At 73.8% G+C, this 19,135-nt stretch carries 20 protein-coding genes; 5 read left to right on the top strand and 15 right to left on the bottom strand.

From position 1 onward, the window contains the following. Positions 1–143: 143 nt before the first annotated feature. From argG to ACFV6D_RS34085, 4 genes are all read right to left on the bottom strand, one after another. A complete protein-coding gene (gene argG / locus ACFV6D_RS34100) occupies positions 144–1,568 on the bottom strand; it encodes an argininosuccinate synthase (RefSeq protein WP_063350707.1) in 1,425 nt (474 codons plus the stop codon). A gap of 237 nt (positions 1,569–1,805) precedes the next feature. After that, a complete protein-coding gene (locus tag ACFV6D_RS34095; RefSeq protein WP_380343931.1) occupies positions 1,806–2,336 on the bottom strand; it encodes a hypothetical protein in 531 nt (176 codons plus the stop codon). Positions 2,337–2,422: 86 nt separating this feature from the next. Beyond that, on the bottom strand, positions 2,423–3,112 hold the full coding sequence (locus ACFV6D_RS34090; RefSeq protein WP_380428351.1) for a rhomboid-like protein: 690 nt from the start codon (positions 3,110–3,112) through the stop codon (positions 2,423–2,425). 71 nt (positions 3,113–3,183) lie between these two features. Then, positions 3,184–3,507, bottom strand: coding sequence for a hypothetical protein (locus ACFV6D_RS34085; protein ID WP_380428349.1), 324 nt, complete (start codon positions 3,505–3,507; stop codon positions 3,184–3,186). Here ACFV6D_RS34085 and ACFV6D_RS34080 point away from each other — a divergent pair. After that, on the top strand, positions 3,491–4,198 hold the full coding sequence (locus tag ACFV6D_RS34080; protein WP_380428347.1) for a rhomboid-like protein: 708 nt from the start codon (positions 3,491–3,493) through the stop codon (positions 4,196–4,198). The two genes, ACFV6D_RS34085 and ACFV6D_RS34080, sit on opposite strands and share 17 nt — an antisense overlap. 82 nt (positions 4,199–4,280) lie before the next feature. On the opposite strand, the gene ACFV6D_RS34075 is transcribed toward ACFV6D_RS34080, so the two are convergent. Together ACFV6D_RS34075 and ACFV6D_RS34070 are read right to left on the bottom strand one after the other, a co-directional pair. Beyond that, a complete protein-coding gene (locus ACFV6D_RS34075; RefSeq protein WP_380428346.1) occupies positions 4,281–5,171 on the bottom strand; it encodes a ribonuclease BN in 891 nt (296 codons plus the stop codon). Between the two features lie 161 nt (positions 5,172–5,332). Further along, positions 5,333–5,662 (bottom strand): hypothetical protein, encoded by a 330-nt coding sequence (locus ACFV6D_RS34070; RefSeq protein WP_380428344.1) that lies wholly within the window; start codon positions 5,660–5,662, stop codon positions 5,333–5,335. Positions 5,663–5,923: 261 nt separating this feature from the next. On the opposite strand from ACFV6D_RS34070, the gene ACFV6D_RS34065 reads away from it, so the two are divergent. Further along, positions 5,924–7,543, top strand: a complete 1,620-nt coding sequence (locus ACFV6D_RS34065; RefSeq protein ID WP_380428342.1) for a YDG/SRA domain-containing protein — start codon at positions 5,924–5,926, stop codon at positions 7,541–7,543. Between the two features lie 95 nt (positions 7,544–7,638). Here ACFV6D_RS34065 and ACFV6D_RS34060 read toward each other — a convergent pair whose 3' ends face one another. The 7 genes from ACFV6D_RS34060 to ACFV6D_RS34030 form a co-directional block, all read right to left on the bottom strand. After that, positions 7,639–8,019: a VOC family protein gene (locus tag ACFV6D_RS34060; RefSeq protein WP_063350712.1), complete on the bottom strand. Its 381-nt coding sequence runs from the start codon at positions 8,017–8,019 to the stop codon at positions 7,639–7,641. Positions 8,020–8,258: 239 nt separating this feature from the next. Further along, a complete protein-coding gene (locus tag ACFV6D_RS34055) occupies positions 8,259–9,230 on the bottom strand; it encodes an STM4011 family radical SAM protein (protein ID WP_380562655.1) in 972 nt (323 codons plus the stop codon). After that, a complete protein-coding gene (locus ACFV6D_RS34050; RefSeq protein ID WP_380562653.1) occupies positions 9,227–10,558 on the bottom strand; it encodes an STM4012 family radical SAM protein in 1,332 nt (443 codons plus the stop codon). The genes ACFV6D_RS34055 and ACFV6D_RS34050 overlap by 4 nt, the downstream gene beginning before the upstream one ends. Beyond that, positions 10,555–11,451, bottom strand: coding sequence for an STM4013/SEN3800 family hydrolase (locus tag ACFV6D_RS34045; RefSeq protein ID WP_380562657.1), 897 nt, complete (start codon positions 11,449–11,451; stop codon positions 10,555–10,557). Before ACFV6D_RS34045 ends, ACFV6D_RS34050 begins: the two co-directional genes overlap by 4 nt. A 47-nt stretch (positions 11,452–11,498) precedes the next feature. Further along, the gene (locus tag ACFV6D_RS34040; protein ID WP_380562651.1) at positions 11,499–12,638 is read right to left on the bottom strand and encodes an STM4014 family protein; all 1,140 of its coding nucleotides are present in this window, start codon (positions 12,636–12,638) and stop codon (positions 11,499–11,501) included. Positions 12,639–12,653: 15 nt separating this feature from the next. After that, positions 12,654–13,595: an STM4015 family protein gene (locus ACFV6D_RS34035; RefSeq protein ID WP_380562649.1), complete on the bottom strand. Its 942-nt coding sequence runs from the start codon at positions 13,593–13,595 to the stop codon at positions 12,654–12,656. A 77-nt stretch (positions 13,596–13,672) separates the two neighbouring features. Next, entirely contained in the window at positions 13,673–14,629 is a 957-nt protein-coding gene (locus tag ACFV6D_RS34030) for an STM4015 family protein (protein WP_380562647.1), read from the bottom strand. Between the two features lie 200 nt (positions 14,630–14,829). Between ACFV6D_RS34030 and ACFV6D_RS34025 the strand changes: the two genes are divergently transcribed. Then, a complete protein-coding gene (locus ACFV6D_RS34025) occupies positions 14,830–15,156 on the top strand; it encodes a hypothetical protein (protein ID WP_063350717.1) in 327 nt (108 codons plus the stop codon). Positions 15,157–15,355: 199 nt separating this feature from the next. Then, positions 15,356–16,474: a DUF6745 domain-containing protein gene (locus ACFV6D_RS34020; RefSeq protein ID WP_380562645.1), complete on the top strand. Its 1,119-nt coding sequence runs from the start codon at positions 15,356–15,358 to the stop codon at positions 16,472–16,474. 87 nt (positions 16,475–16,561) lie between these two features. Here the strand turns inward: ACFV6D_RS34020 and ACFV6D_RS34015 are convergent, their stop codons facing one another. Both ACFV6D_RS34015 and ACFV6D_RS34010 read right to left on the bottom strand, forming a co-directional pair. Then, complete coding sequence (locus ACFV6D_RS34015; protein WP_380562643.1) at positions 16,562–17,014, bottom strand: hypothetical protein; 453 nt, start codon at positions 17,012–17,014, stop codon at positions 16,562–16,564. 53 nt (positions 17,015–17,067) lie between these two features. Beyond that, positions 17,068–17,850 carry a methyltransferase domain-containing protein gene (locus ACFV6D_RS34010; RefSeq protein ID WP_380562641.1) on the bottom strand — a complete coding sequence of 261 codons (783 nt, stop codon included), beginning with the start codon at positions 17,848–17,850 and terminating at the stop codon, positions 17,068–17,070. 307 nt (positions 17,851–18,157) lie between these two features. Here ACFV6D_RS34010 and ACFV6D_RS34005 point away from each other — a divergent pair, with 307 nt between their 5' ends. Next, positions 18,158–19,009: a methyltransferase domain-containing protein gene (locus ACFV6D_RS34005; protein WP_380562639.1), complete on the top strand. Its 852-nt coding sequence runs from the start codon at positions 18,158–18,160 to the stop codon at positions 19,007–19,009. The last annotated feature ends 126 nt before the right edge of the window (positions 19,010–19,135 follow it).

Genomic DNA, 19,135 nt, shown 5'->3' with positions numbered 1-19,135 from the left:
CGGCGCCCCCGGCCCCGCCCGGACCCGCTGGGCGGGTGTGGCCCGGGGGAACCGCCGCGCACCGCCCGACGTCCCCCCGCACCCCCCGCGGGCCGCCGCACCGGTGTGGTGCGGCGGCCCTCGGACGTGGTCACGGCAGCGGATCAGTCGTTGCCCGACTCGATCGCGGCGCTGTCGAGCGCGGTGGACTTGGCCGCCAGCGCCTCGGCGTCGGGGCCGGCGGCGGCGATCGGCGCCGCCCCGCCGGGCGCCAGCTCGCCGATCAGGCCGCTCCACGGCGCCAGCTGGCCGTGCACCGCGTACTGCTCCAGCTTGCTGCGCGAGTCGGCGATGTCGAGGTTGCGCATGGTCAGCTGGCCGATGCGGTCGTCCGGGACGAACGCGGCGTCGACGCTGCGCTCCATGGACAGCTTCTCGGGGTGGTAGCTGAGGTTCGGGCCCTGGGTGTCGAGCACCGAGTAGTCCTGGCCGCGGCGCAGTCGCAGCGTGACGCTGCCGGTGACCGGCTGGCCGACCCAGCGCTGCAGGCTGTCGCGGAGCATCAGCGACTGCGGGTCGAACCAGCGGCCCTCGTACAGCAGCCGCCCGAGCCGGCGGCCCTGCGTGTGGTAGGTGGCGACGGTGTCCTCGTTGTGGATCGCGTTGAGCAGCCGCTCGTAGGCGGTGTGCAGCAGCGCCATGCCGGGGGCCTCGTAGATGCCGCGGCTCTTGGCCTCGATGATGCGGTTCTCGATCTGGTCCGACATGCCCAGGCCGTGGCGCCCGCCGATCCGGTTGGCCTCGTGCACCAGCTCGACGGCGTCGGCGAACGCCCGGCCGTTGATGCGGACCGGACGGCCGAACTCGAACTCGATCGTCACGTCCTCGGTCTGGATCTCGACCGCCGGGTCCCAGAAGGCCACGCCCATGATCGGGCTGACGATCTCCATCGAGGTGTCCAGGTACTCCAGCCGCTTGGCCTCGTGGGTGGCGCCCCAGATGTTGGCGTCGGTGGAGTAGGCCTTCTCGGCGGAGTCGCGGTACGGCAGGTCGCGCTCGGAGAGCCAGGCGGACATCTCCTTGCGGCCGCCGAGCTCGGTGACGAACCGCTGGTCCAGCCACGGCTTGTAGATCCGCAGGCTGGGGTTGGCGAGCAGACCGTAGCGGTAGAACCGCTCGATGTCGTTGCCCTTGTAGGTGGAGCCGTCGCCCCAGATGGAGACCTCGTCCTCGCGCATCGCGCGGACCAGCAGGGTGCCGGTCACGGCGCGGCCGAGCGGGGTGGTGTTGAAGTACGTCTGCCCGGCGGAGCGGATGTGGAAGGCGCCGCAGGCGAGGGCGGCCAGGCCCTCCTCGACCAGCGCCGCCCGGCAGTCGACCAGCCGGGCCTGCTCGGCGCCGTAGGCGCGGCCGCGGGCCGGGACGTCGGCGAGGTTCGGCTCGTCGTACTGGCCGATGTCGGCCGTGTAGGCGTAGGGGACGGCGCCGTGCTCGCGCATCCACGCGACGGCGACGGAGGTGTCCAATCCACCGGAGAATGCGATGCCGATCCGTTCACCGACCGGCAGCTTGCTCAAGACCTTCGACATGCATGCACCCTTGACCCGCGAGGCGCGGGCTCCTGACTTAGCGACGTGTGAGGGGATTCGGCGTATCCGATGCCCGCACTCTGGCATAGGTTTGCAGAGTACCGCAAGAGCATACGATCGGCTCGGCGAGGGGCGGCCGCTCCTGTTGCCGCCCCCAGCCGTGGCCGATCGGTGGTCGCCGTACCTCAACCCGGCTTTCTCCCAGGCGCGTTGGGAGGTCGGATGTCGGGGCGGGGGTCAGGAGGCGCTGTCGGCGTCCGGCCCCTGGGCGCGCAGGCGGCGGACGTTCTCCAGCGACTCGCGCAGTTCGGTGAGCCAGGTGTCGGAGTGGCGCTGCACCAGGCGGACACACCAGGCGAGCGCCTCGCTGCGGCTGCGGGCGACGCCCGCCTCCACCAGGGTGTCGAGCACCTGCCGTTCGGGCTGGCGCAGCCGGGTCATGACGGGGGCGGAGACGGTGGTGAACATGCCCCTCAGGTCGCCGCACTCGGCGCCCCAGGAGACCTTGCGGCCGTAACGGCGCTCGGCCTCCCGGGCGACGGCGATCCGGGCGTCCCTGGTCCGGTCGCGGAACTCGGCGATCCGGCCCTCGAACGCCGCTTCGCGCTCGGCGTCCGATGCTGCTTGGTCGAGGACGGGTTCGGTGATGCGGCCGACGACGGTGATCTCTTCGCGGTCCGCGGTGATCTCGACGAGATCGGTGAACAGGTCGGCGGGGAGGCGGCCGGTGAACCACCCCCGGAGCTCTTCGGGCGAGGTTGTAATCATGTAATCAGCATTACTCGGGGTGGGGGTGATCGCAAGACCCCAGGGAGGAACGTCGGGAGGAACGCCGGAGGAACGGCGGAGGGCCGTCAGCGCGTGGCGGAGACCGGCACCCGGGCCCGGGCCCGCGCCCGGCCGCGCAGCCAGGGCGTCCGGGCGGCCAGCGCGCCGAGGCCGAGCGCCACCAGGTGCCCGGCGTCGGCCAGTTGCTGGTCCAGCGCCCAGGTCACGGCCAGCCCCAGCCCGAGCGCGGGCAGCCCGAACCGGCGCAGCGGAGCCGGGCCCAGGGCCAGCAGGCAGCCGGCGGTGCCGACCAGCCCGTAGCTGATCCCGACGTCACGAGCCCGGGACAGCGCCCCCGGGATCCGGGCGGTGAGCATCACCCACATGGCGCCCTCGGTGAGCAGAGTGGCGCCCAGGTGCCCGAAGACGAAGACCGCGCCGGCCCGGGCCGGGCCCCAGCGCCACTCGGCCAGACCCAGCACCACGGCCACCGCCGCGATGCCCGCCCAGGCGGGCACCCCGTCGACCACCAGCCCGCTGGTGAACATCGTCCACCACTTGCCGACCTCCATGTGGTGGACGTTGCTGCTGTTGTGCCGGACGAACCGGGCCCGGGCGCCGTGGCTCTGGCCGGCCAGCCAGCAGGCCGTCGCGGTCAGCAGCAGCACGTACACCGTGGTCAGCCGCAGCCGGTCCGCCACGCGCAGCGCCGGGTGCCGCGCGCCGGGGCCGGCGTCGAGACCTGCAGGTGCGGTCGTCGTGCCGCGCTCGCTCATCGTGCCCGTCGCCCTCGCTGTGCGGTCCCGGTGGTGCCGCCCGGCGGCCCCCGGCGGCCCGTTCCGGGCGGTCAGAGCGCCAGCGTACGCCAGCCCCGGGTGATCTCCTCGCCGACCGAACTCGCGTTCGGCGCCGGGCTGCCCGGGACCGGAGCGGCCGTCAGCAGCTCCAGCAGCTCCAGCAGCGCCGCGCCGTCCGCCGGGCGCCCGGCCGGGTCGGCGTTCAGCGCGCGGACCACCACGGAGGCCGGCGCCGGGCCCAGGGCGTGGGGGACGCGGGAGACCGTCCGCGAGACCCGGTCACCCGAAGGGCGCACCGCGTCGACGCGCCCGGAGGCGCCCCGGGTGAGGGTGAAGGGAACCGTCGAGGAGGCGCCGATGACCGGTGGCACCACCAACGCGCCCGGACACCGGCGCCCCTGGTGGGCACGCCTCGCGCACGCGGTCTGGAGCTACGTCCGCCGGGCCCCGGGCACCTACGTGTGGCTGGTGATCCTGCTCGCCACCACGCAGGTGATCCGCCACGTCGACACCGCGACCGCCGACCGGATCCTGGAACGGCGCTCGACCAACCTGCACCACCTCCAGGTCTCACCGATGCGCGTGCTGATCACCAGCGCGCTGTGGATCGCGGGCGGCGGGTGGCTGAGCTACTTCCTGCTCTACAACCTCTTCCACGTGCCCGCCGAACGCTGGCTCGGCACCCTGCGCTGGATCTCGGTGGCGATGATCGCGCACGTCGGCGCGACCTACCTCAGCGAGGGCCTGCTCGGGTGGGCGATCCACCGCGGCATCGCCCCGCCGAGGGCCGTCTACACCCTCGACTACGGCGTCAGCTACGCGCTCGCCGGGGTGGTCGCGGTGCTCACCTATCTGATCGTGCGGCCCTGGCGGTACCTGTACGTGGCCGGTGTGCTGGTCTTCTACGGCCTGGGTGTCGCGCAGAGCCGGGACTACACCAGCATCGGCCACTTCAGCGCCGTGCTGATCGGCCTGGCCTGCTACCCGCTGACCCGGGACCGCCCGGGCTCCTGGGACCCGGTCGCCACGGGCCGGCTCGTCCGAGGGCGGCTGCGCCGGCGTTGACGGTGGTGGCGATGGCAGCGGTGATGGTGGCGGTGGCGGCGGTGGTTGGTGGCTGCGTCGTGGTGGTGGTGGCGTCGACGGATCAGCCGGTGCGCGGGGGGCCCGGGGCGGGCGTGCCCAGGTAGGCGTTCAGCGGCGGTCCCTGGGCCAGCACCGCCCCGGCCGTGACGGAGAAGGTGATGGCGGCGCAGAGCACGATCAGCCAGGACAGCCCCATCAGCACCAGGCCCAGCGAACCATACTGGGCCAGCGCGCGGTTCAGCGCGTCCGGCATGTAGATCCGGGCGGTCAGCGAGAGTGCGGTGGCCGCGGCGGCTGTCAGCAGCGCGCCGGGCAGCAGCGGCAGCCAGCCGACCCGGGCGCTCAACAGCAGGTGGGCGGTCCACCACCAGACGACGAACGAGGCGGTGAAGGTCAGCGGCAGGCCCAGCCAGAAGCCGGCGCCGAAGCCGTCCCGCAGCGGGCCCTGGAACAGCAGCACCGCCAGCCAGGTCACGATCCACAGTAGCCACCGCCAGGCCGCCACCTTGGTCCCGGCCTTCGGTAGCCGCCAGGCGTGCTCGCAGACCCGGGCCACCGCGCGGCTGCAACTGGTCGCCGACAGCAGTGCCATCAGCACGCCGATGAACCCGGTGGTCTGCCGCAGGTCCCCGGTGCCGTACAGCGACTGGTGCAACTGCTGATCCGTGGCGCCGGAGATGCCGAAGAGCGAGCGGAGCGAGGCGACCATCTGGTCCCGCACGCCGGTCGGGGCGAACGCGGCCACCGCGAACAGCAGTGGTACGGAGGTCAGGAAGATTTGGGAGGCCATCCGGGTGGCGGCGTCCAGCAGTCCGGGGGAGAGCAGCCGGGCCGTCAGCTCGGTGATCACGGGGAAGCGCCGCTCGGCCTTGGACCGCGCTCGCTCCCACCGCCCGCGCCCCCGGGCCAGCCGCTCCCCCCAACGGCCAGCGGCCTCCCTCACCGACCTCATCTCTCGGTCCTCCCGCAGCGGGGCAACGATCCGCCCCAGTCAAGGCCAGCCCGGCCCGCCCCGCCACCGGAGGTGTCCGTCCGCAGGCGGGTGGGCGGCGTCGGGCGTCTGGGGTGGGGGTCGGGGCCGGGTAGCGGGTGTGGTGTGGTGTGGTCGTGGGTCTACCGTCGGGGCGGCGGGCCCGTGAGGCTCGTGGGGTTCCGTCCGATGAGGGTGTTGAGCACGTTGAGGGCCGCCTTCTTGCGCTGGGCCTTGCGCGACCAGACCGCCGGGCAGACGACCCCGAAGAAGAACAGCAGCACCACGACGAGGCTCGGGGCCGCCGAGATGATCGCGATGGTGTTGTTGCTCTGGAACCCGGCCGCGACCGGGCCGGCGCCGGTCGCGGCGACTCCGGCCGGAGCGAGCCAGCGGGGGCCCGGTGCGGGCGGTGCGGTGCCCGTGGCCTGGGCGCTTCCGCCCGACGCGGGAATCCCCGTACCCTCGTGCATGTAGTTCTCCGGGTGTTGATGGGGCTACGAGTGATGACGGCTTCCTGTTGACGCAGGGAGCCGTCGCTCCGTTGTGGGGCGTACGGCTCGTACCGACAGTGGATACGATGACAGAGCTGCGGAAGGCCGAAAAACCGCAGAAAACATCGCGGGACTTGAGAAAGTTGATGTTGGTCCAGGTCAGAGGCGTACCGACGTCGACGATGTGACCCGCATCACAGGAAATGGGAGAGGAACTGTGAGGAATCTCACGGTGGGGATATGGCGCGCAGGCTCCCGCTGAGTGGAACGGGCCCGCTGGTCTCCTTCGCCCGCGAGCTCCGCGAACTCAAGGAACGGTCCCGGGGCACGGTCGAGACGGTCGTCGCGCTAGGCGCCTCGCGGACGGCGGTCTACGCCGCCCTGAACGGATCCCGCCTGCCGAGCGCCAAGAACCTGGACGCCATGGTCGAGGCGTGGGGCAGCGGCAGTGAGCTCGAACGGCGGCAGTGGCACGACCGGCGACGTGCCGCCGAGGAAGGCCTCGCGGAGGCGGCCCGGCGGCAGGGCGCGGCGACGGCGGGCCGCACACCCGAGGAGGAGGACTTCACCCGCGCGCTGCGCGGACTGTGGAACAAGGTCGGCGACCCGTCGACCGAACGGGTGGCGCGCCACTGCGACCTGAGCGCGCGAACCCTCGACTCCTACCTGGACGGACGGACCATTCCGACGGAGTCGCGGCTTCGCGAACTCTTCGACGGGCTGTCCGCGCTGCGCGCCGATGACAGCGCCTGGCTGGCGGCCACCCGGGACACCCTCATCGGGGAAGTGCTCTTCCGCGCCCAGACGGCGCGGCAGGAGGAGCGGGCGAGGGTCAGGGAACTGGCCACGGCCCTCCCGGAAGGGCAGGCGCCCGTCGAGTTCGGCCCGTTCCCCGACGGCATCGGGCCGGTGCCGGGCGTACGACTGGGCCAGGAGTTCGACAACCGGCGGACGCTCTCGCTCGCCGGCGTGCACCGGCCGCTCCAGGCCGGTATCTGCGGTCTGCGAGAACTCGGCGCGGAATCGATCGTGGTCTCCGGTGGGTACCAGGACGACGAGGATCTCGGTGATGTGATCCTCTACACCGGGGAGGGCGGGCGGAGCCCGCAGACGGGGCAGCCGGCCCGGAACCAGCAGCTGACGCGCGGCAACGCGGCCCTGGCGACGAGCGCGGCGACCGGGGCCCCGGTTCGCGTGGTCCGGGGAGTCACCACCGCGACCCGCTCCTTCTACCGCTACGACGGGCTCTTCCGGGTTGAGGACCTCTGGTCCGAGACCTCCTCCGGCGGCTTCCTCGTGTGGCGGTTCCGCCTGGTAGCCCTTCCCCCGGCCGAACAGGCCGCGGCAGTCGCCCGGGTGTCGGACCGGGTATCGGATCGGGTGACGGCTCCGGTAGCGGCTCCGGTGACCGATCGGGTGGCGGATCGGGTGACGGCTCCGACGGATGAGGACGGTCGGGAGGCGGGGCCCGTCCGATCCGCGACATCGGTCGAGCGCGTCGTCCGGAACACCGCGATCGCCACCCACGTGAAACGTGCGCACGACTACACCTGTCAGGTGTGCGGCGTCCGCATGGCGGTCCCGGGCGGCGCCTACGCCGAGGCCGCACACATCACGCCCCTGGGGAGCCCGCACAACGGATCGGACACCGTCGACAACGTTCTCTGCCTGTGTGCCAACCACCACGTGCTGTTCGACTTCGGCATGCTGATCGTCAATGACGACCTCACGGTGGTGAGCCGCGACGACAGCTCCGTGCTGGGCCGGCTGCGGGAGACACCGGATCACGTCGTCGACCGGAAGCGCCTCGCGGAGCACCGGCTGCGGCACGGGGTTCCCCGGCACGAGGGCATGCGCTGAGCCTCCCGTCCCGTCGTCTGGGCCGCTGCCCCGTCTGCTCGTGGTGAACGGGTGGGGCAGCGGGTTGAGCCGAGGGCGGGGCCGGGGGGATCGTGCTACTGGCTGACGGACTGGGCCAGGCAGAGGATGTTGCCCTCGCTGTCCTTGAACCAGGCGGCGCGCAGGTTGTCGCGTTCGGCGATGCCGTTGACGGTCTTCAGCCCGGGGAAGTCGTACTCCTCGAACGTGATGCCGCGCTCACGCAGGGCGGACATCGCGCCGTCGAGGTCGGCGACCTTGAAGCTGGCAAGGGTGTGGGCGGCCTGTCCGCCGCTGGGGGTGTGGTAGATCGTGAACTGGGTGCCGCCGCAGTCGCAGACCAGTTCCTCGTCGGTCTCCTCGGCGAGCTTGAGGCCGAGGGTGTCGGTGTAGAAACTCCTCGCGCGGGCGAGGTCGGCGGCGGGGATGACGGCCTGCAGTGGTGCGTCTCCAAGCATGGTGCTTCGCCTCCTCCTGCTTCCAGGCTAGGGACGTCGGCGGGCGGGCGCCCACAGGGGCGGTGGGTGGCGGCGGGGCGTGTGCGGGAGATTGCCGGGTGTTGCCGCGCTCGGAGAGGTGCGGTCGAGCGGGACGAGCGGGACGAGCGGGACGCGGAGGGTCCGGCACGGTCGTTCGTGTGCCTTCACGGGTGGCGGCCCCGTCCGGCAATCGGGTTGTCGCGTCCCGCCGCCCGGCCTCAGCCGCGCTGCGGCCAGGCGTGCGGCACCCGCTCCAGCACGCCGGCGCCGAACAGCTCGTACAGCGGCAGGGTCTCCAGGTGGACGTAGCCGATGTGGCAGTCGCAGACCGGCAACGGGCAGCCGCGCGCCCGCAGTTGGGTGCGGTAGGAGCCGTCGTACAGGTTGCCGAGGACGTCCCGGACGAAGTGGCAGCGGCGGACGGTGCCGTCGCCGTCCACGGAGAGCACGGACTCGCCGGTGCGGCAGGGGCGGTCGGCGCTGGGGTGGGCGTGGCGGCTGTAGCCGAAGTGCGGGTCGACGGCCGCCCAGTCCGCGGCCTCGGCGTCGGTATAGGTGCGGCCCTCGGCGGCGTTGACCCAGAGGTAGACGCCTGCGGCGAGCTCGGCGCGTAGCCGGCGGGCCTCGGTCAGGTGCTCGGGCTGCCCGACCACGCCGACGCTGTAGCGCACGCCCAGGGCGTCCAGCTCCCGGCACTTGGCGAGGAAACGCTCCCGGGTGACCTGGCCGGGGTGGTACGTCACCCAGAGCGCGAGGGTGTCGGGATCGGCCTCGGCGAGCCAGTCGGTCCGGCAGCTGAGGTTGGTCTGGATCGCCACCCGGCGTACGTGCGGGAGCCGGCTCAGCTGGACCAGCGCCCGCCGGTACCACGATCGCACCAAGCCCTCGCCCCAGGGCGTGAACAGCAGGGCGAGGGTGTCACCGCTGCCCGCCCGGCCGGCCGCCCAGCCGGTGAACCGCTCCAAGGCCGCGCGGTCGGCGCGCAGTTGCTCGGGTGTGTCGCGGCGCTTGGCGAACGGGCAGTAGGGGCAGTCGTAGTCGCAGGAGGCGAGCGGGCCACGGTAGAGCAGGGTGAGGTCGCGCCCACGGTCAGTCGCGGCGGTCGCGGCGGTCGCGCCGGTCTCTGTGGTTGGCGCGGTCGGTGTGCGCGGTGTGGGCGGGGTGGTGGACGGCAGGCCGAGGAAGGTCATTTCGCCTCGTACGCCGTCATCAGGGACCGGACCTCGGGCGAGAACAGCATCGGCCCGGCCGCGTCCGAGTGCGCCAGGCCCTCCGGGCTGAGGACCAGGCGGTCCTGGTCATCGGCGAGCCAGCCGCGCGCGGTGAACTCGGCCAGCTCCGCCGGGAAGTCGGCGGCCGGTGTGCTGCCGAAGCGGGCCCGGTAGTCGGCCAGTGGCATGCCCTCGGCCTGGAGCAGCGACTGCACCAGGTGCCGCCGGCGCGGTTCCCAGCCGCGCATCCGGTGCCCCACCTCGGCGTGGTGGAAGTCCTCGGTGGCGACGAAGCCGTCGATGATTCCGCGCACCTCGGTGGCGTTCACCGCGTAGTCGAAGGAGTAGTGCAGCCGCGAGGTGTAGGAGCGGGCGCCGCAGCCCAGGCCGACCATGCCGTCCGTCTGGCAGGCGTACTCGCTCGCCCCGGCCTGCGGGGAAGCGGCGCGGCGGAACATCCGCATCGACACCTGCTGGTAGCCGTGGGCCAGCAGGTGGTCGCGGCCGGTGCGGTAGAGCGCGAGCCGGCGGGTGTCCCAGGCGGACTGGCTCTCCTGCTCGCCGCGCCGGGCCAGACCGGTGAGCGGGCGCACGTAGAGCGGGTAGAGGTACAGCTCCTCGGGCTGCCAGGCGAGCGCGGCGTCCAGCGAGTGCAGCCAACTGGCCTCGGACTGGCCGTCGATGCCGTAGATGAGGTCGATGTTGAGCACCGGGAACCCGGCAGCACGGATCCGGTCGAGGGCGCCCTCCACCTCGGCCCGCTTCTGCGGGCGCACGGCGGAGCGGGCCTCGGCGTCGACGAAGGACTGCACGCCCAGGCTCAGCCGGGTGGTGCCCCGGGCGGCCAGGACCTCCAGCCGGTCGGCGGTCGCGGTGGCGGGGGAGGCCTCCACCGAGAGCGGTATCGCCCGCAGGTCGGCGCCCATCCGCCGCTCGGCGATGTCGCACAGCCGCTCCAGCTCGCCGGCCGTCAGATAGGTGGGCGTGCCGCCGCCGAAGGCGGCCAGCGCGAAGCGCGCGCCCTCGTCCAGCGCGGTGCGGACGGCCACCGCCTGGCGCTCCAGGGCGTCCAGGTACGCGGTGGTCAGGCCCTCGGGGCTGCCGATCCTGGTGAACAGGTTGCAGAAGCCGCAGCGGACCTCGCAGAACGGGATGTGCAGGTAGAGCGAGAGCGCGTCCTGTGCCTCGCCGGCCCACAGCTCGCGCAGCCCCGGGCGCTCCGGCAGCGGGCGGTAGGCGGTCTTGTGCGGGTAGGCGTAGACGTAGGACTGGTAGGGCGAGTCGGGGCGCGGGGGTGCGGTGGTCATGCGCGCTCCTCGGTGGTGGCGGCGATGGCTGTGACGGTGGCGGGGACGGCAGCGGCGGCAGGGCGGGCTGCGGGGGCGGCATGGGGGACGGCTGCGGGGATGGTGAAGTGGGCGTACGGGACGGTCCAGACCACCTCGTGGCCGATCCGGTGACCGGTGTAGCCGTCCTCGCCGTACGCCGTGCCGTGGTCGGAACAGACGATCGCGAAGCAGGGGCGGCGGGCGCTCATCGCCGCGAAGAGCCGGCCGATGTGGGCGTCCACGTACTCCAGGGCGGCGGCGTGGCTGTCCCGGGAGTCGCCGTGCTCACGGGTGGCGCCGGGCAGGTGGAACCAGTTGGGCTGGTGCAGTGCCGAGACGTTCAGGAACAGGAACAGCGGTTGCCCGGCGGGCTGTTCGGCGGCGACCCGCTCCGCCCGGGCGACCTGCTCCTCGAAGGACGTCGGGGACGGCACGCCCATCCCGGGCTCCCAGTGGCTCTCCTGGAATAGGCCGGGCAGCACCGAGCCGAGCGGGCCCTGCTTGTTGAAGAAGCCCACGCCGCCGATGCAGACCGTCCGGTACCCGGCGGCGGCGAGGGCGGTCGGCAGATCCGGTGCGTCGAACACCCAGGTGCGCGGGGCGGTGCTCTCGGAGCCGGCGAAGCGGGCCGCGAACAGGCGCGGGTGGGGACCGCCGGGGGAGGCCGGGGTGGGCAGGAAACCGGCCAGGATCGCCTGGTGGGAGGCGTAGGTGAAGCTGCCGGGCGCGTGCCGGCGCTCCCAGCGGCCGCCGGGGAGGAAGGCGGCGAGGTGCGGGATCCGGCCGGCGGCGGCCAGCTCCTCGGCGACGTCGAAGCGGAGCGTGTCGAGTGTGACGAGCAGCAGGTCGTGCGTGCCGACGACCGCGTTCATGTCGGGGGCCGGAGCGGGAGCCTGGGTGTGGGGGGAGGCCTGGTGGTTCATCGGGAGGGTTCCGTGATCTGGTGGTCCGTCGGGGTGGGGAGGGGCCTACCGGTGGTGCGGCCGGTGGCCCCGGTGAGGGCGGCGATCTGGGCGCCGTAGGTGTCGAGGCCCTCGGCGGGGCCGCCGGGCAGGCCGGTGAGGTTGGGGAGCAGGTCGCCGAAGGCGTTGACCTCGCCGACCAGGGCGCGCCGCCAGCCGGCCGTGGGTAGGACGTCGACCCCGACCATCAACGAGCCGGGGAAGCAGGCCGCCGCGCGCTCGGCCGTCTCCAGCAGGGCCGGCCATGCGGGCCCGGCGGCCTCCCGGGCCAGGTCGAGGCTGCCACGGGCGCCGCCGAGGTGCAGGTTGGTCATCGGCTGCGCGCTCGTGCGCACCACCGCGTGGGTGGCCCGGCCGGCGACCACCACCACGCGCAGGTCCGCCGAGCGGCCGGACTGCGCGGCTTTCGGGATCCACTGTTCGACGTGCAGCCCGTCCGGTGCCAGCCGGTCGATGATCTCGGCCACCTCCCGCTCGCCGCGGTAGTGGCGGACCCGCAGCGAGTTGTGCAGCAGCCCGTCGGCCAGCTCGACCGACGTGGTGGCCAGGACCTGCCCGCGCGGCCCGAACTGCAGGGCCGTCACCCCGGAGGCGGAGGAGCCGTGCGCGGGCTTGACGAAGACCCGGCGCAGGCCGGCCGCGGCCAGCCGCCCGCGCAACTGCTCCCAGCCGGTGACCTCGCCGCCCAGCGCCCGGGGTACCGGCACCCCGGCGGCGGCGAGGAGCGCGTGCGCCCGCCGCTTGTCGAACATCACGGCGATCTCCTCCGGATCGCCCAGCAGCCGTACGCCGGGGCGTCCGGCCAGCTCGCGCAGCGCGGCCGTCACCCCCGCGTACCAGGCGGCCGTGCCCTCGACCCGGGTCGGCGCGTAGGACGGGCCGAGCGCCGGGCCGCGCAGCAGTTCGTCGACCAGGGCCTCCTCACCGGGCGACTCGATCCGCAGCAGGCCGTCCTCGGGCAGCCGGTAGTCGCCGCGCAGCACGTCCAGCCAGGGCAGGACGGCGGGCTCGGGCAGCCCGGCGGCCCGGGCGGCGGCGGCGAACAGCGTCACCCGTCGGTGCCCGGGATTGCCGAGGACGGTCAGCTGCGGTGTCATCGTGCCGTCACCCGCCTACTCGGCGACCGCGACGTAGCGGTCCCCGTCGTCCTCGTCCTCGTCGGGGTCCTCGGCCTCGGAGAGGTCGAGCGCGACCCCGGGCAGGGACTCGGTGAGGCGCTGCTGCAGTTCCTCGCTGAGGTAGTGGTGGTGCAGGTCGAGGGCGCGCAGGTGGGTGAGTGGCTGGCCCTCCAGCAGGGCGGCGGCGCCCTCGTCGGAGAGCACGCCCATGGACAGGTCGAGCGACTCCAGCCGGGCCACCACGGGCGCGTGCGCGACGGCCGAGGCGATCTCGTCCTGGAACTCGCTGTTGGCCAGCCCGAGGTGGCGCAGGCTCGGGAGGCGGGCGCCGTCCAGGAAGGGCCCGAGGTCGTCGATCGTGGCGTCACCGCCGTACTCGTCCACGCCGAGCCAGAGCGTCAGGCGCTCCAGCGCCGGCAGCTCGGAACCCGCCACCGCCCGCACCACCCGGGCCGGCAGGCCGCCGGCCTCGAAGCGCAGCGCGGTCAGCCGGTCGTGCCGCACCGGCTGGAGGCTCAGGTCCGTGCCGCCGCGGACGGTCAGCTCGGTCAGCCCGGGGAAGGCCGTCAGCAGCGGGGTGACGTCGCCCATCTCCATCCAGGAGATCTCGCACTCGTCGTAGGTCACGTCCCCGAGGAAGAGCGCCTCCAGGGCGGGCAGGCGCTCCGCGTCCGCGGCGATGGCGGCGACGGTGGCGGCCACGGGGACGTAGCCGCCGTGCCACCAGGGGCCGATCACCAGGGCGCGGATTCCGCCAGGGTCGACGGTGTCGAGGAAGGTCTGCCAGAGCTGCGCGAAGTCGTGCTTCGCGTCGTAGTCCAGGGCGAGCCTCCAGGCGACCGAGCCGGCGGCGGGCGGCGTGAGGGTGCCGTCGTCGGGGGTGAAGTCGCGGATCGGCAGGTCGTGGAAGCGGTCGGGGTGGAGGGAGACGGTCATGTCGGCTCCAGACGGATGGGCGTGGTGGGCTGGTCGGTGTGGTGGTGCGGCGGCGTCGGGCGCGCGGTCGGTGACGGTTACTCGGCCACGGCGACGTAGCGCCACCGGGCGTCGGGCTTTCCGGCCTCGGAGAGGTCGATCTCGACGCCCGGCAGGGCCTCGGTGAGGCGCTGCTGCACCTCCCCGGTGAGGAAGTGGTGGTGCAGGTCGAGGGCGCGCAGGTGGGTGAGGGGCTGGCCCTCCAGCAGGGCGGTGGCGCCCTGGTCGGTCAGTACGCCCATGGCGAGGCTGAGCGACTCCAACCGGGCCACCACGGGCGCGTGCGCCACGGCGGCCGCGATGTCGTCCTCGAACTCGCTGTTCTGCAGGCCCAGATGGCGCACCGCGGGGAAGCGCGTGCCGTCCAGGAAGGGGGCGAGGTCGTCCAGCGTGGCGTCGCCGCCGTAGTTGTCGACGCCGAGCCAGAGTTCGAGCCGCTCCAGGGCGGGGAAGTCGCAGCCGGCCACCGCCCGCACCACCGGGGCCGGCAGGCCGCCGGCCTCGAAGCGCAGCGCTCGCAGCGCCTCGTGGCGCACGGGTGTCAGCTCCAGGTTGCTGCCGCCGCGCACCACCAGCTCGGTCAGTTCGGGGTAGGCCGTCAGCAGCGGGGTGACATCGCACATCTCCAACCAGGAGATCTCGCTCTCCTCGTAGGTGACGTCGCCGACGAAGAGCCCCCGCAGCGCGGGCAGCCGGTCCGCCGCCTCGACGATCGCGGCCAGGGCGGCGTCGAGTTGCTCCGGCTCGTCGGAGAACCACGGGCCGATCACCACGGCCGTCACGCGCTCGGTGTCGACCGTGTCGAGGAACTGCCGCCAGCGCTTGGTGAAGGCCTCCTCGGACTCGTAATGCAGGCCGATCCGCCAGGCGGCCGACGCCGGCTCCGGCAGGGTCACGGCTGCCGCGTCGCCGCCGTCGGCGGCCTCGTCCAGGGCCTGGACGAAGTCGAAGACCGGGAGACCGTGGAACTGCTCGATGTGGTGGTTGACGGTCATGCGCTGCTCCTCAGGGGTCGGGGCCGAACACGTGTCTACCAGCCGGGTCCGACAATCCGGTGGCCGGGTGGCCGTCCGGGCGCGTTGTCAGACCCTTGCTCTACGTTCTGGTCGTGGCTCCGGAACGTGACCGCGAACAGCGCGGTGGAGCCCGGGATTCCGGCAGTCGTCGGGTCCGGCCGTACGGCGAGGGAGGACTGATGTACCGCCAGGGCGATGTGCTGATCGTGCCGGTCGAGGAGGGTGCCGTGCCGCCCCGGGTGGCCGCGCTGGCCGTCCAGCCCCGGGACGGCCGGGGCCGGATGGTGCTGGCCCTCGGGGAGGTCACCGGCCACGCGCACGCCGTGGTCGGTCCCGGGGAACTGCGCCGGGAGGCCGGTCCGTTCGGCGCGGGCTGGTTGCACCTGCCCGAGGGCGGCCGGGTGGTGCACGAGGAGCATGCGGCGATACCGCTGCCGAAGAGCTGGTACCGGGTGGTGCGCCAGCGCGAGTACACCCCGGGCGCAGTGCGGGTGGTCGCGGACTGACGCAGGGCCCGACGAACGGGCCGACGGCTGACGGACCGGCCGACGGGCGGGTGGCCGGGTGCCGGGCGATGGCAGACAGCCGGTAGACGGGTGGGCGGGCGCGGTGTGCAACGCGGAACGTGCAGCGTGGAACGCGCAGTGCCGAACGGAACGGAAGCAGGCGGCCGGGCGGGGAGCCCGGCCGGGAACGGAGCAGACGATGGAGACGACGATCCCTGACCGCCCGGCGGGCGCGGTGACGGCCGGGCCCGCCGAGGTGACGGCCCGCTGGCGGGCCGCCGCGGCGGCCACCGGCCCGGCCGACCGGTCGGCGGCCGAGCACGCGGTCCGGGCCGCCTACCGGGCGGCCGGGCTGCCCGAGCCCACGGCCGTCCGCTGGTTCGGCTCGCCGTTCGCCGCCGCCGAGGCGGCGCTGCAGCTGCGGGCCGCCGGCGCGGTGAGCGTACGCGAGGCCGTGCGCACCGGGCCCTGGGAACAGGCCCGGCGGCGGGCCGTCGAGGAGGTCGGCGCGGCCGGGTGGGCGGCGCACTGGGCACTCACCGGCGGCGAGCTCGGCCCGGTCACCACCCCGCTCGCCGACCGCATCCGCACGGCGGTCCTCGACCGGCTCGCCCCCGAGGCCGACCGCGAGGAGGCCTCGGACGACGCGGCCGCCGCCGCCCGCGCCCGGCGCACCACCGTCCGGCTCGCCCTGCTCGACGCCGTGCGCGGCCAGCACGACGCTCCCTGGTTCGCCGCCTTCGAGGCCGCCTCCGACGCGGCCGGGGGCAGCGCCGAGGCCGTCGCGCCGCTCGCCGGGGTGGCCCGGGAGGCCGGCTGGTGGTGGCCGTACCAGGACGTCGCGCTGGTCAGCGAGCGCCCCGTCGCGCTGCACCGTGACGAGGCCGGGCGGCTCGACCGGGCGGACGGCCCCGCCCTGGAGTACGCCGACGGCTTCGCCCTGCACGCCTGGCGCGGCATGCCCGTGCCCGCCGAGTTCCTGGCCGGGCTGGCCGACGTCACCGTCGAGCGGATCCGCACCGAGGAGAACGCCGAACTGCGCCGTGTCCTGCTGGAGCACTACGGCTACGAGCGCTACCTGGCCGACTCCGGTGCCGAGCCCATCCACCGCGACGAGACCGGGGTGCTCTGGCGGATCACCCTGCTCGACGACGAACCGGTGGTCATGGTCGAGGTCGTCAACTCGACCGCTGAGCCCGACGGCACCTTCCGCACCTACTGGCTGCGCGTCCCGCCGAGCACCCGCACCGCCCGCGCCGGGGTCGCCTGGACCTTCGGCATACCCGAGTCCGAGTACCACCCGCAGCGCGAGACCTGACCGGCCCGGACCCCCGGCGCAGGCCGCTGAGCCGCGCATCTCGGCCAGCCGATCTCGGGGCTGCCCCTCGGCGGGGTGCGGGACAGGTCAGCGTGAGGTCGGTCCGACGTTGCGGACCCAGACGGGGAAGGGGGCCATGGCGTTGGGCGCGGTCTGGTCCGACGGGTTGGTCCCGGCTGGCTGTCGGCCGCTCAGGAAGCCCTCGACGACCGGAACGAGGTCGTCGGAGGGCAGGTAGGTGCCGCCGAACGGCAGTTCGTCGACGGCCACCGATCCGGTGGAGCAGCGGAGTTGATCGACCTGCTCGTCGTGCCACACGTAGAAGGTCGCCAGCCCGGCGAAGCCCAGCGCGTGGATACGGTGCCGGATGGCCTGAGCGGTTCGTTCGAAGGCGGCGACCACCTCGGTCACGGACAAGGACTGCTTGTCCTCATCCTCCGCACTCAGGTACCAGGTGTTGGTCCGCCACTCGACCCGCCGGTCGCTCGGCTCCAGTACCAGCGGTTCGTCCGCTATTTCGGCGATCCATGTCAATAGCACCCTGGAATTGTCCCGGCCGGTGTGGATCGTGCAGTCGTCGGGGTCGGCCAGGGTCAGGGGGCGCGGGCGATGAGCACGGGTTGGAAGAAGCCCGTTCGGGCGGGTGGTTGCCAGTGGGAGGTGGTGAGGCCGGCCTCGGAGGCGAGGGCGGTGAGCTGGGACTGGGTGAGGGCCCAGTAGGTGGAGCGACGGATGTCGGTCTGCCATTGGCCGGTGGCATCGGGGGTGAGGTGGAAGAGCTCCAGGTCGTAGCGCTCGCCGTCCTCGTGCCAGTGCCAGAGCTGGAAGATGACGGACCGTCGGCCGTCGCGTTCGGTGGTCTGGGGCGGGGTGGAGGCGGGGCGGGAGCGGCGCAGGTCGTCGTAGGGGCGGATGGTGAGCAGGAGCAGGCCGCCGGGGCGCAGCACGCGGCGCATCTCGGTGAGGGCGGTGCGGACCTCCTCGGGGGTGAGTAGGTGGGGGAGCGCGTTGTCGGTGCAGACGACGACGTCGAACCGGGCGTCGGCGAAGGGTAGCCCGCGCATGTCGGCGGCCGCGGTGGGGAGACGGAGGCCCCGTCGGGCGGCTTCGGTGACGGCCCGGGCGGCGGCCGCCGGGCTGAGGTCGGTGCCGGTGACGCGGTGGCCGAGGGCGGCGAGGCCGAGGGCCTGGGTGCCGATGCCGCACGCGCAGTCCAGGACGTCGACCGGGCGATCGCCGAGGCCGGCGCGGATCAGGGCGTCGAGGCTGGCGCCCTGGCGGGCGACGGAGGCGTCCCAGTCGGGGTAGAGGAGGTGGTACCCGGCCGCGAACTCGTCGTAGAAGCGGCCGACGGGGGACTGCGGTGAGGAGGTCATGGCGTCGGGACTCCACGGTGGCGAGAGGGGTGAAGAGTGGGCACGACGGGCGTTGACGTGGGCGAGGTGGTAGGCGGGGCCCTCGCCTGCTCGTTCGTCACGCCGTCATCCTCGCCCAGCCGTACCGGGGTCGGACAGCGGTTTTCCGAGGGCGGGGAACGATGGGGCGGCGGTTCGGAGCCGGTGACCGGGCTGATCACGGCAGGCGGTCTGCGCGTGGTCCGGGGAACCGCCCCTGCGGCACGAGGGGATGAAGCGGAGGGTGAAACGGTTCGCCGGGCGGGCGGGCCACCGGGATGATGCCGGTATGCGCACCTTCGAAGAGCTGATCGCCGAGGCCGAGGCGGTGTCCGTGGACGGCTGGGACTTCTCCTGGCTCGCCGGCCGCGCCACCGAGGAACGGCCGTCCTGGGGCTACCAGCGGCTGCTGGCCGAGCGGCTGGGTCGGGCCTCGGCAGCCTTGGACATTCAGACCGGCGGCGGCGAGGTGATGGCCGGCGCGGCCCGGCTCGCCGCTGCGAAGCCCGTCGCAGGACAGCCCACCGAAGGACAGCCCACTGCAGGGCAGCCCACCCCCGGGACGCCCGCCCCCGCGCAGCGCGGAGCGCTTCCGGCCACCATGGCGGCCACCGAGTCCTGGCCGCCGAACGTCGCGCGCGCCACCGGCCTGCTGCACCCGCTGGGCGTGGTGGTGGTCGCGGACCCGGACGAGCCGCCGCTGCCGTTCGGCGACGGGGCCTTCGACCTGGTCACCAGCCGTCATCCGGTGAAGGCCTGGTGGTCGGAGATCGCCCGGGTGCTGCGGCCCGGCGGCGCCTACTGCGCCCAGCACGTGGGGCCGGCGTCCGGGTTCGAACTGGTCGAGTACTTCCTCGGCCCGCAGCCCGAGGCACGCCGGGCGCGCCGCCCGGAGGACGAGAGCGCCGCCGCGCGCGACGCCGGGCTGGAGGTGGTGGACCTGCGCTCCGAGCGGCTCCGGATGGAGTTCCTCGACATCGGCGCGGTGGTGTACTTCCTGCGCAAGGTGATCTGGATGGTCCCGGGCTTCACCGTGGCGGCCTACCGGGACCGGCTGCGTGAACTGGACGCCCTGATCCGGACGGAGGGGCCGTTCGTCGCCCACTCCGCGCGCTTCCTGATCGAGGCGCGCAAGCCGTAGGACGGCTCGGGCCCGGGGGGGGGGCGGGCCGGGGGGCGGGCGGGGGGGGCCGGCGCGGGGGGGGGCGGGGCCCGCCCCCGCCCCCCCGCCCCCCCCCCCCCCCCCCCCCGCCCCGCCCCCCCCCCC

Origin of the sequence: Kitasatospora sp. NPDC059812, assembly GCF_042732075.1 — a bacterium.
GTDB lineage: Bacteria > Actinomycetota > Actinomycetes > Streptomycetales > Streptomycetaceae > Kitasatospora.
Note: the sequence above shows the minus strand (reverse complement) of the source record. Positions and strands in the feature narration are given on the sequence as shown.

Excerpts from the sequence above, each read along its gene's own strand:
- argG (WP_063350707.1), bottom strand. The coding sequence starts at position 1,568 with ATGTCGAAGGTCTTGAGCAAGCTGCCGGTCGGTGAACGGATCGGCATC.
- ACFV6D_RS34055 (WP_380562655.1), bottom strand. The coding sequence starts at position 9,230 with ATGACCTTCCTCGGCCTGCCGTCCACCACCCCGCCCACACCGCGCACA.
- ACFV6D_RS34050 (WP_380562653.1), bottom strand. The coding sequence starts at position 10,558 with ATGACCACCGCACCCCCGCGCCCCGACTCGCCCTACCAGTCCTACGTC.
- ACFV6D_RS34040 (WP_380562651.1), bottom strand. The coding sequence starts at position 12,638 with ATGACACCGCAGCTGACCGTCCTCGGCAATCCCGGGCACCGACGGGTG.
- ACFV6D_RS34065 (WP_380428342.1), top strand. The coding sequence starts at position 5,924 with ATGGCGCGCAGGCTCCCGCTGAGTGGAACGGGCCCGCTGGTCTCCTTC.
- ACFV6D_RS34030 (WP_380562647.1), bottom strand. The coding sequence starts at position 14,629 with ATGACCGTCAACCACCACATCGAGCAGTTCCACGGTCTCCCGGTCTTC.
- ACFV6D_RS34090 (WP_380428351.1), bottom strand. The coding sequence starts at position 3,112 with ATGAGCGAGCGCGGCACGACGACCGCACCTGCAGGTCTCGACGCCGGC.
- ACFV6D_RS34095 (WP_380343931.1), bottom strand. The coding sequence starts at position 2,336 with ATGATTACAACCTCGCCCGAAGAGCTCCGGGGGTGGTTCACCGGCCGC.
- ACFV6D_RS34025 (WP_063350717.1), top strand. The coding sequence starts at position 14,830 with ATGTACCGCCAGGGCGATGTGCTGATCGTGCCGGTCGAGGAGGGTGCC.
- ACFV6D_RS34005 (WP_380562639.1), top strand. The coding sequence starts at position 18,158 with ATGCGCACCTTCGAAGAGCTGATCGCCGAGGCCGAGGCGGTGTCCGTG.
- ACFV6D_RS34020 (WP_380562645.1), top strand. The coding sequence starts at position 15,356 with ATGGAGACGACGATCCCTGACCGCCCGGCGGGCGCGGTGACGGCCGGG.
- ACFV6D_RS34045 (WP_380562657.1), bottom strand. The coding sequence starts at position 11,451 with ATGAACGCGGTCGTCGGCACGCACGACCTGCTGCTCGTCACACTCGAC.
- ACFV6D_RS34080 (WP_380428347.1), top strand. The coding sequence starts at position 3,491 with ATGACCGGTGGCACCACCAACGCGCCCGGACACCGGCGCCCCTGGTGG.
- ACFV6D_RS34070 (WP_380428344.1), bottom strand. The coding sequence starts at position 5,662 with ATGCACGAGGGTACGGGGATTCCCGCGTCGGGCGGAAGCGCCCAGGCC.
- ACFV6D_RS34035 (WP_380562649.1), bottom strand. The coding sequence starts at position 13,595 with ATGACCGTCTCCCTCCACCCCGACCGCTTCCACGACCTGCCGATCCGC.
- ACFV6D_RS34010 (WP_380562641.1), bottom strand. The coding sequence starts at position 17,850 with ATGACCTCCTCACCGCAGTCCCCCGTCGGCCGCTTCTACGACGAGTTC.
- ACFV6D_RS34060 (WP_063350712.1), bottom strand. The coding sequence starts at position 8,019 with ATGCTTGGAGACGCACCACTGCAGGCCGTCATCCCCGCCGCCGACCTC.
- ACFV6D_RS34075 (WP_380428346.1), bottom strand. The coding sequence starts at position 5,171 with ATGAGGTCGGTGAGGGAGGCCGCTGGCCGTTGGGGGGAGCGGCTGGCC.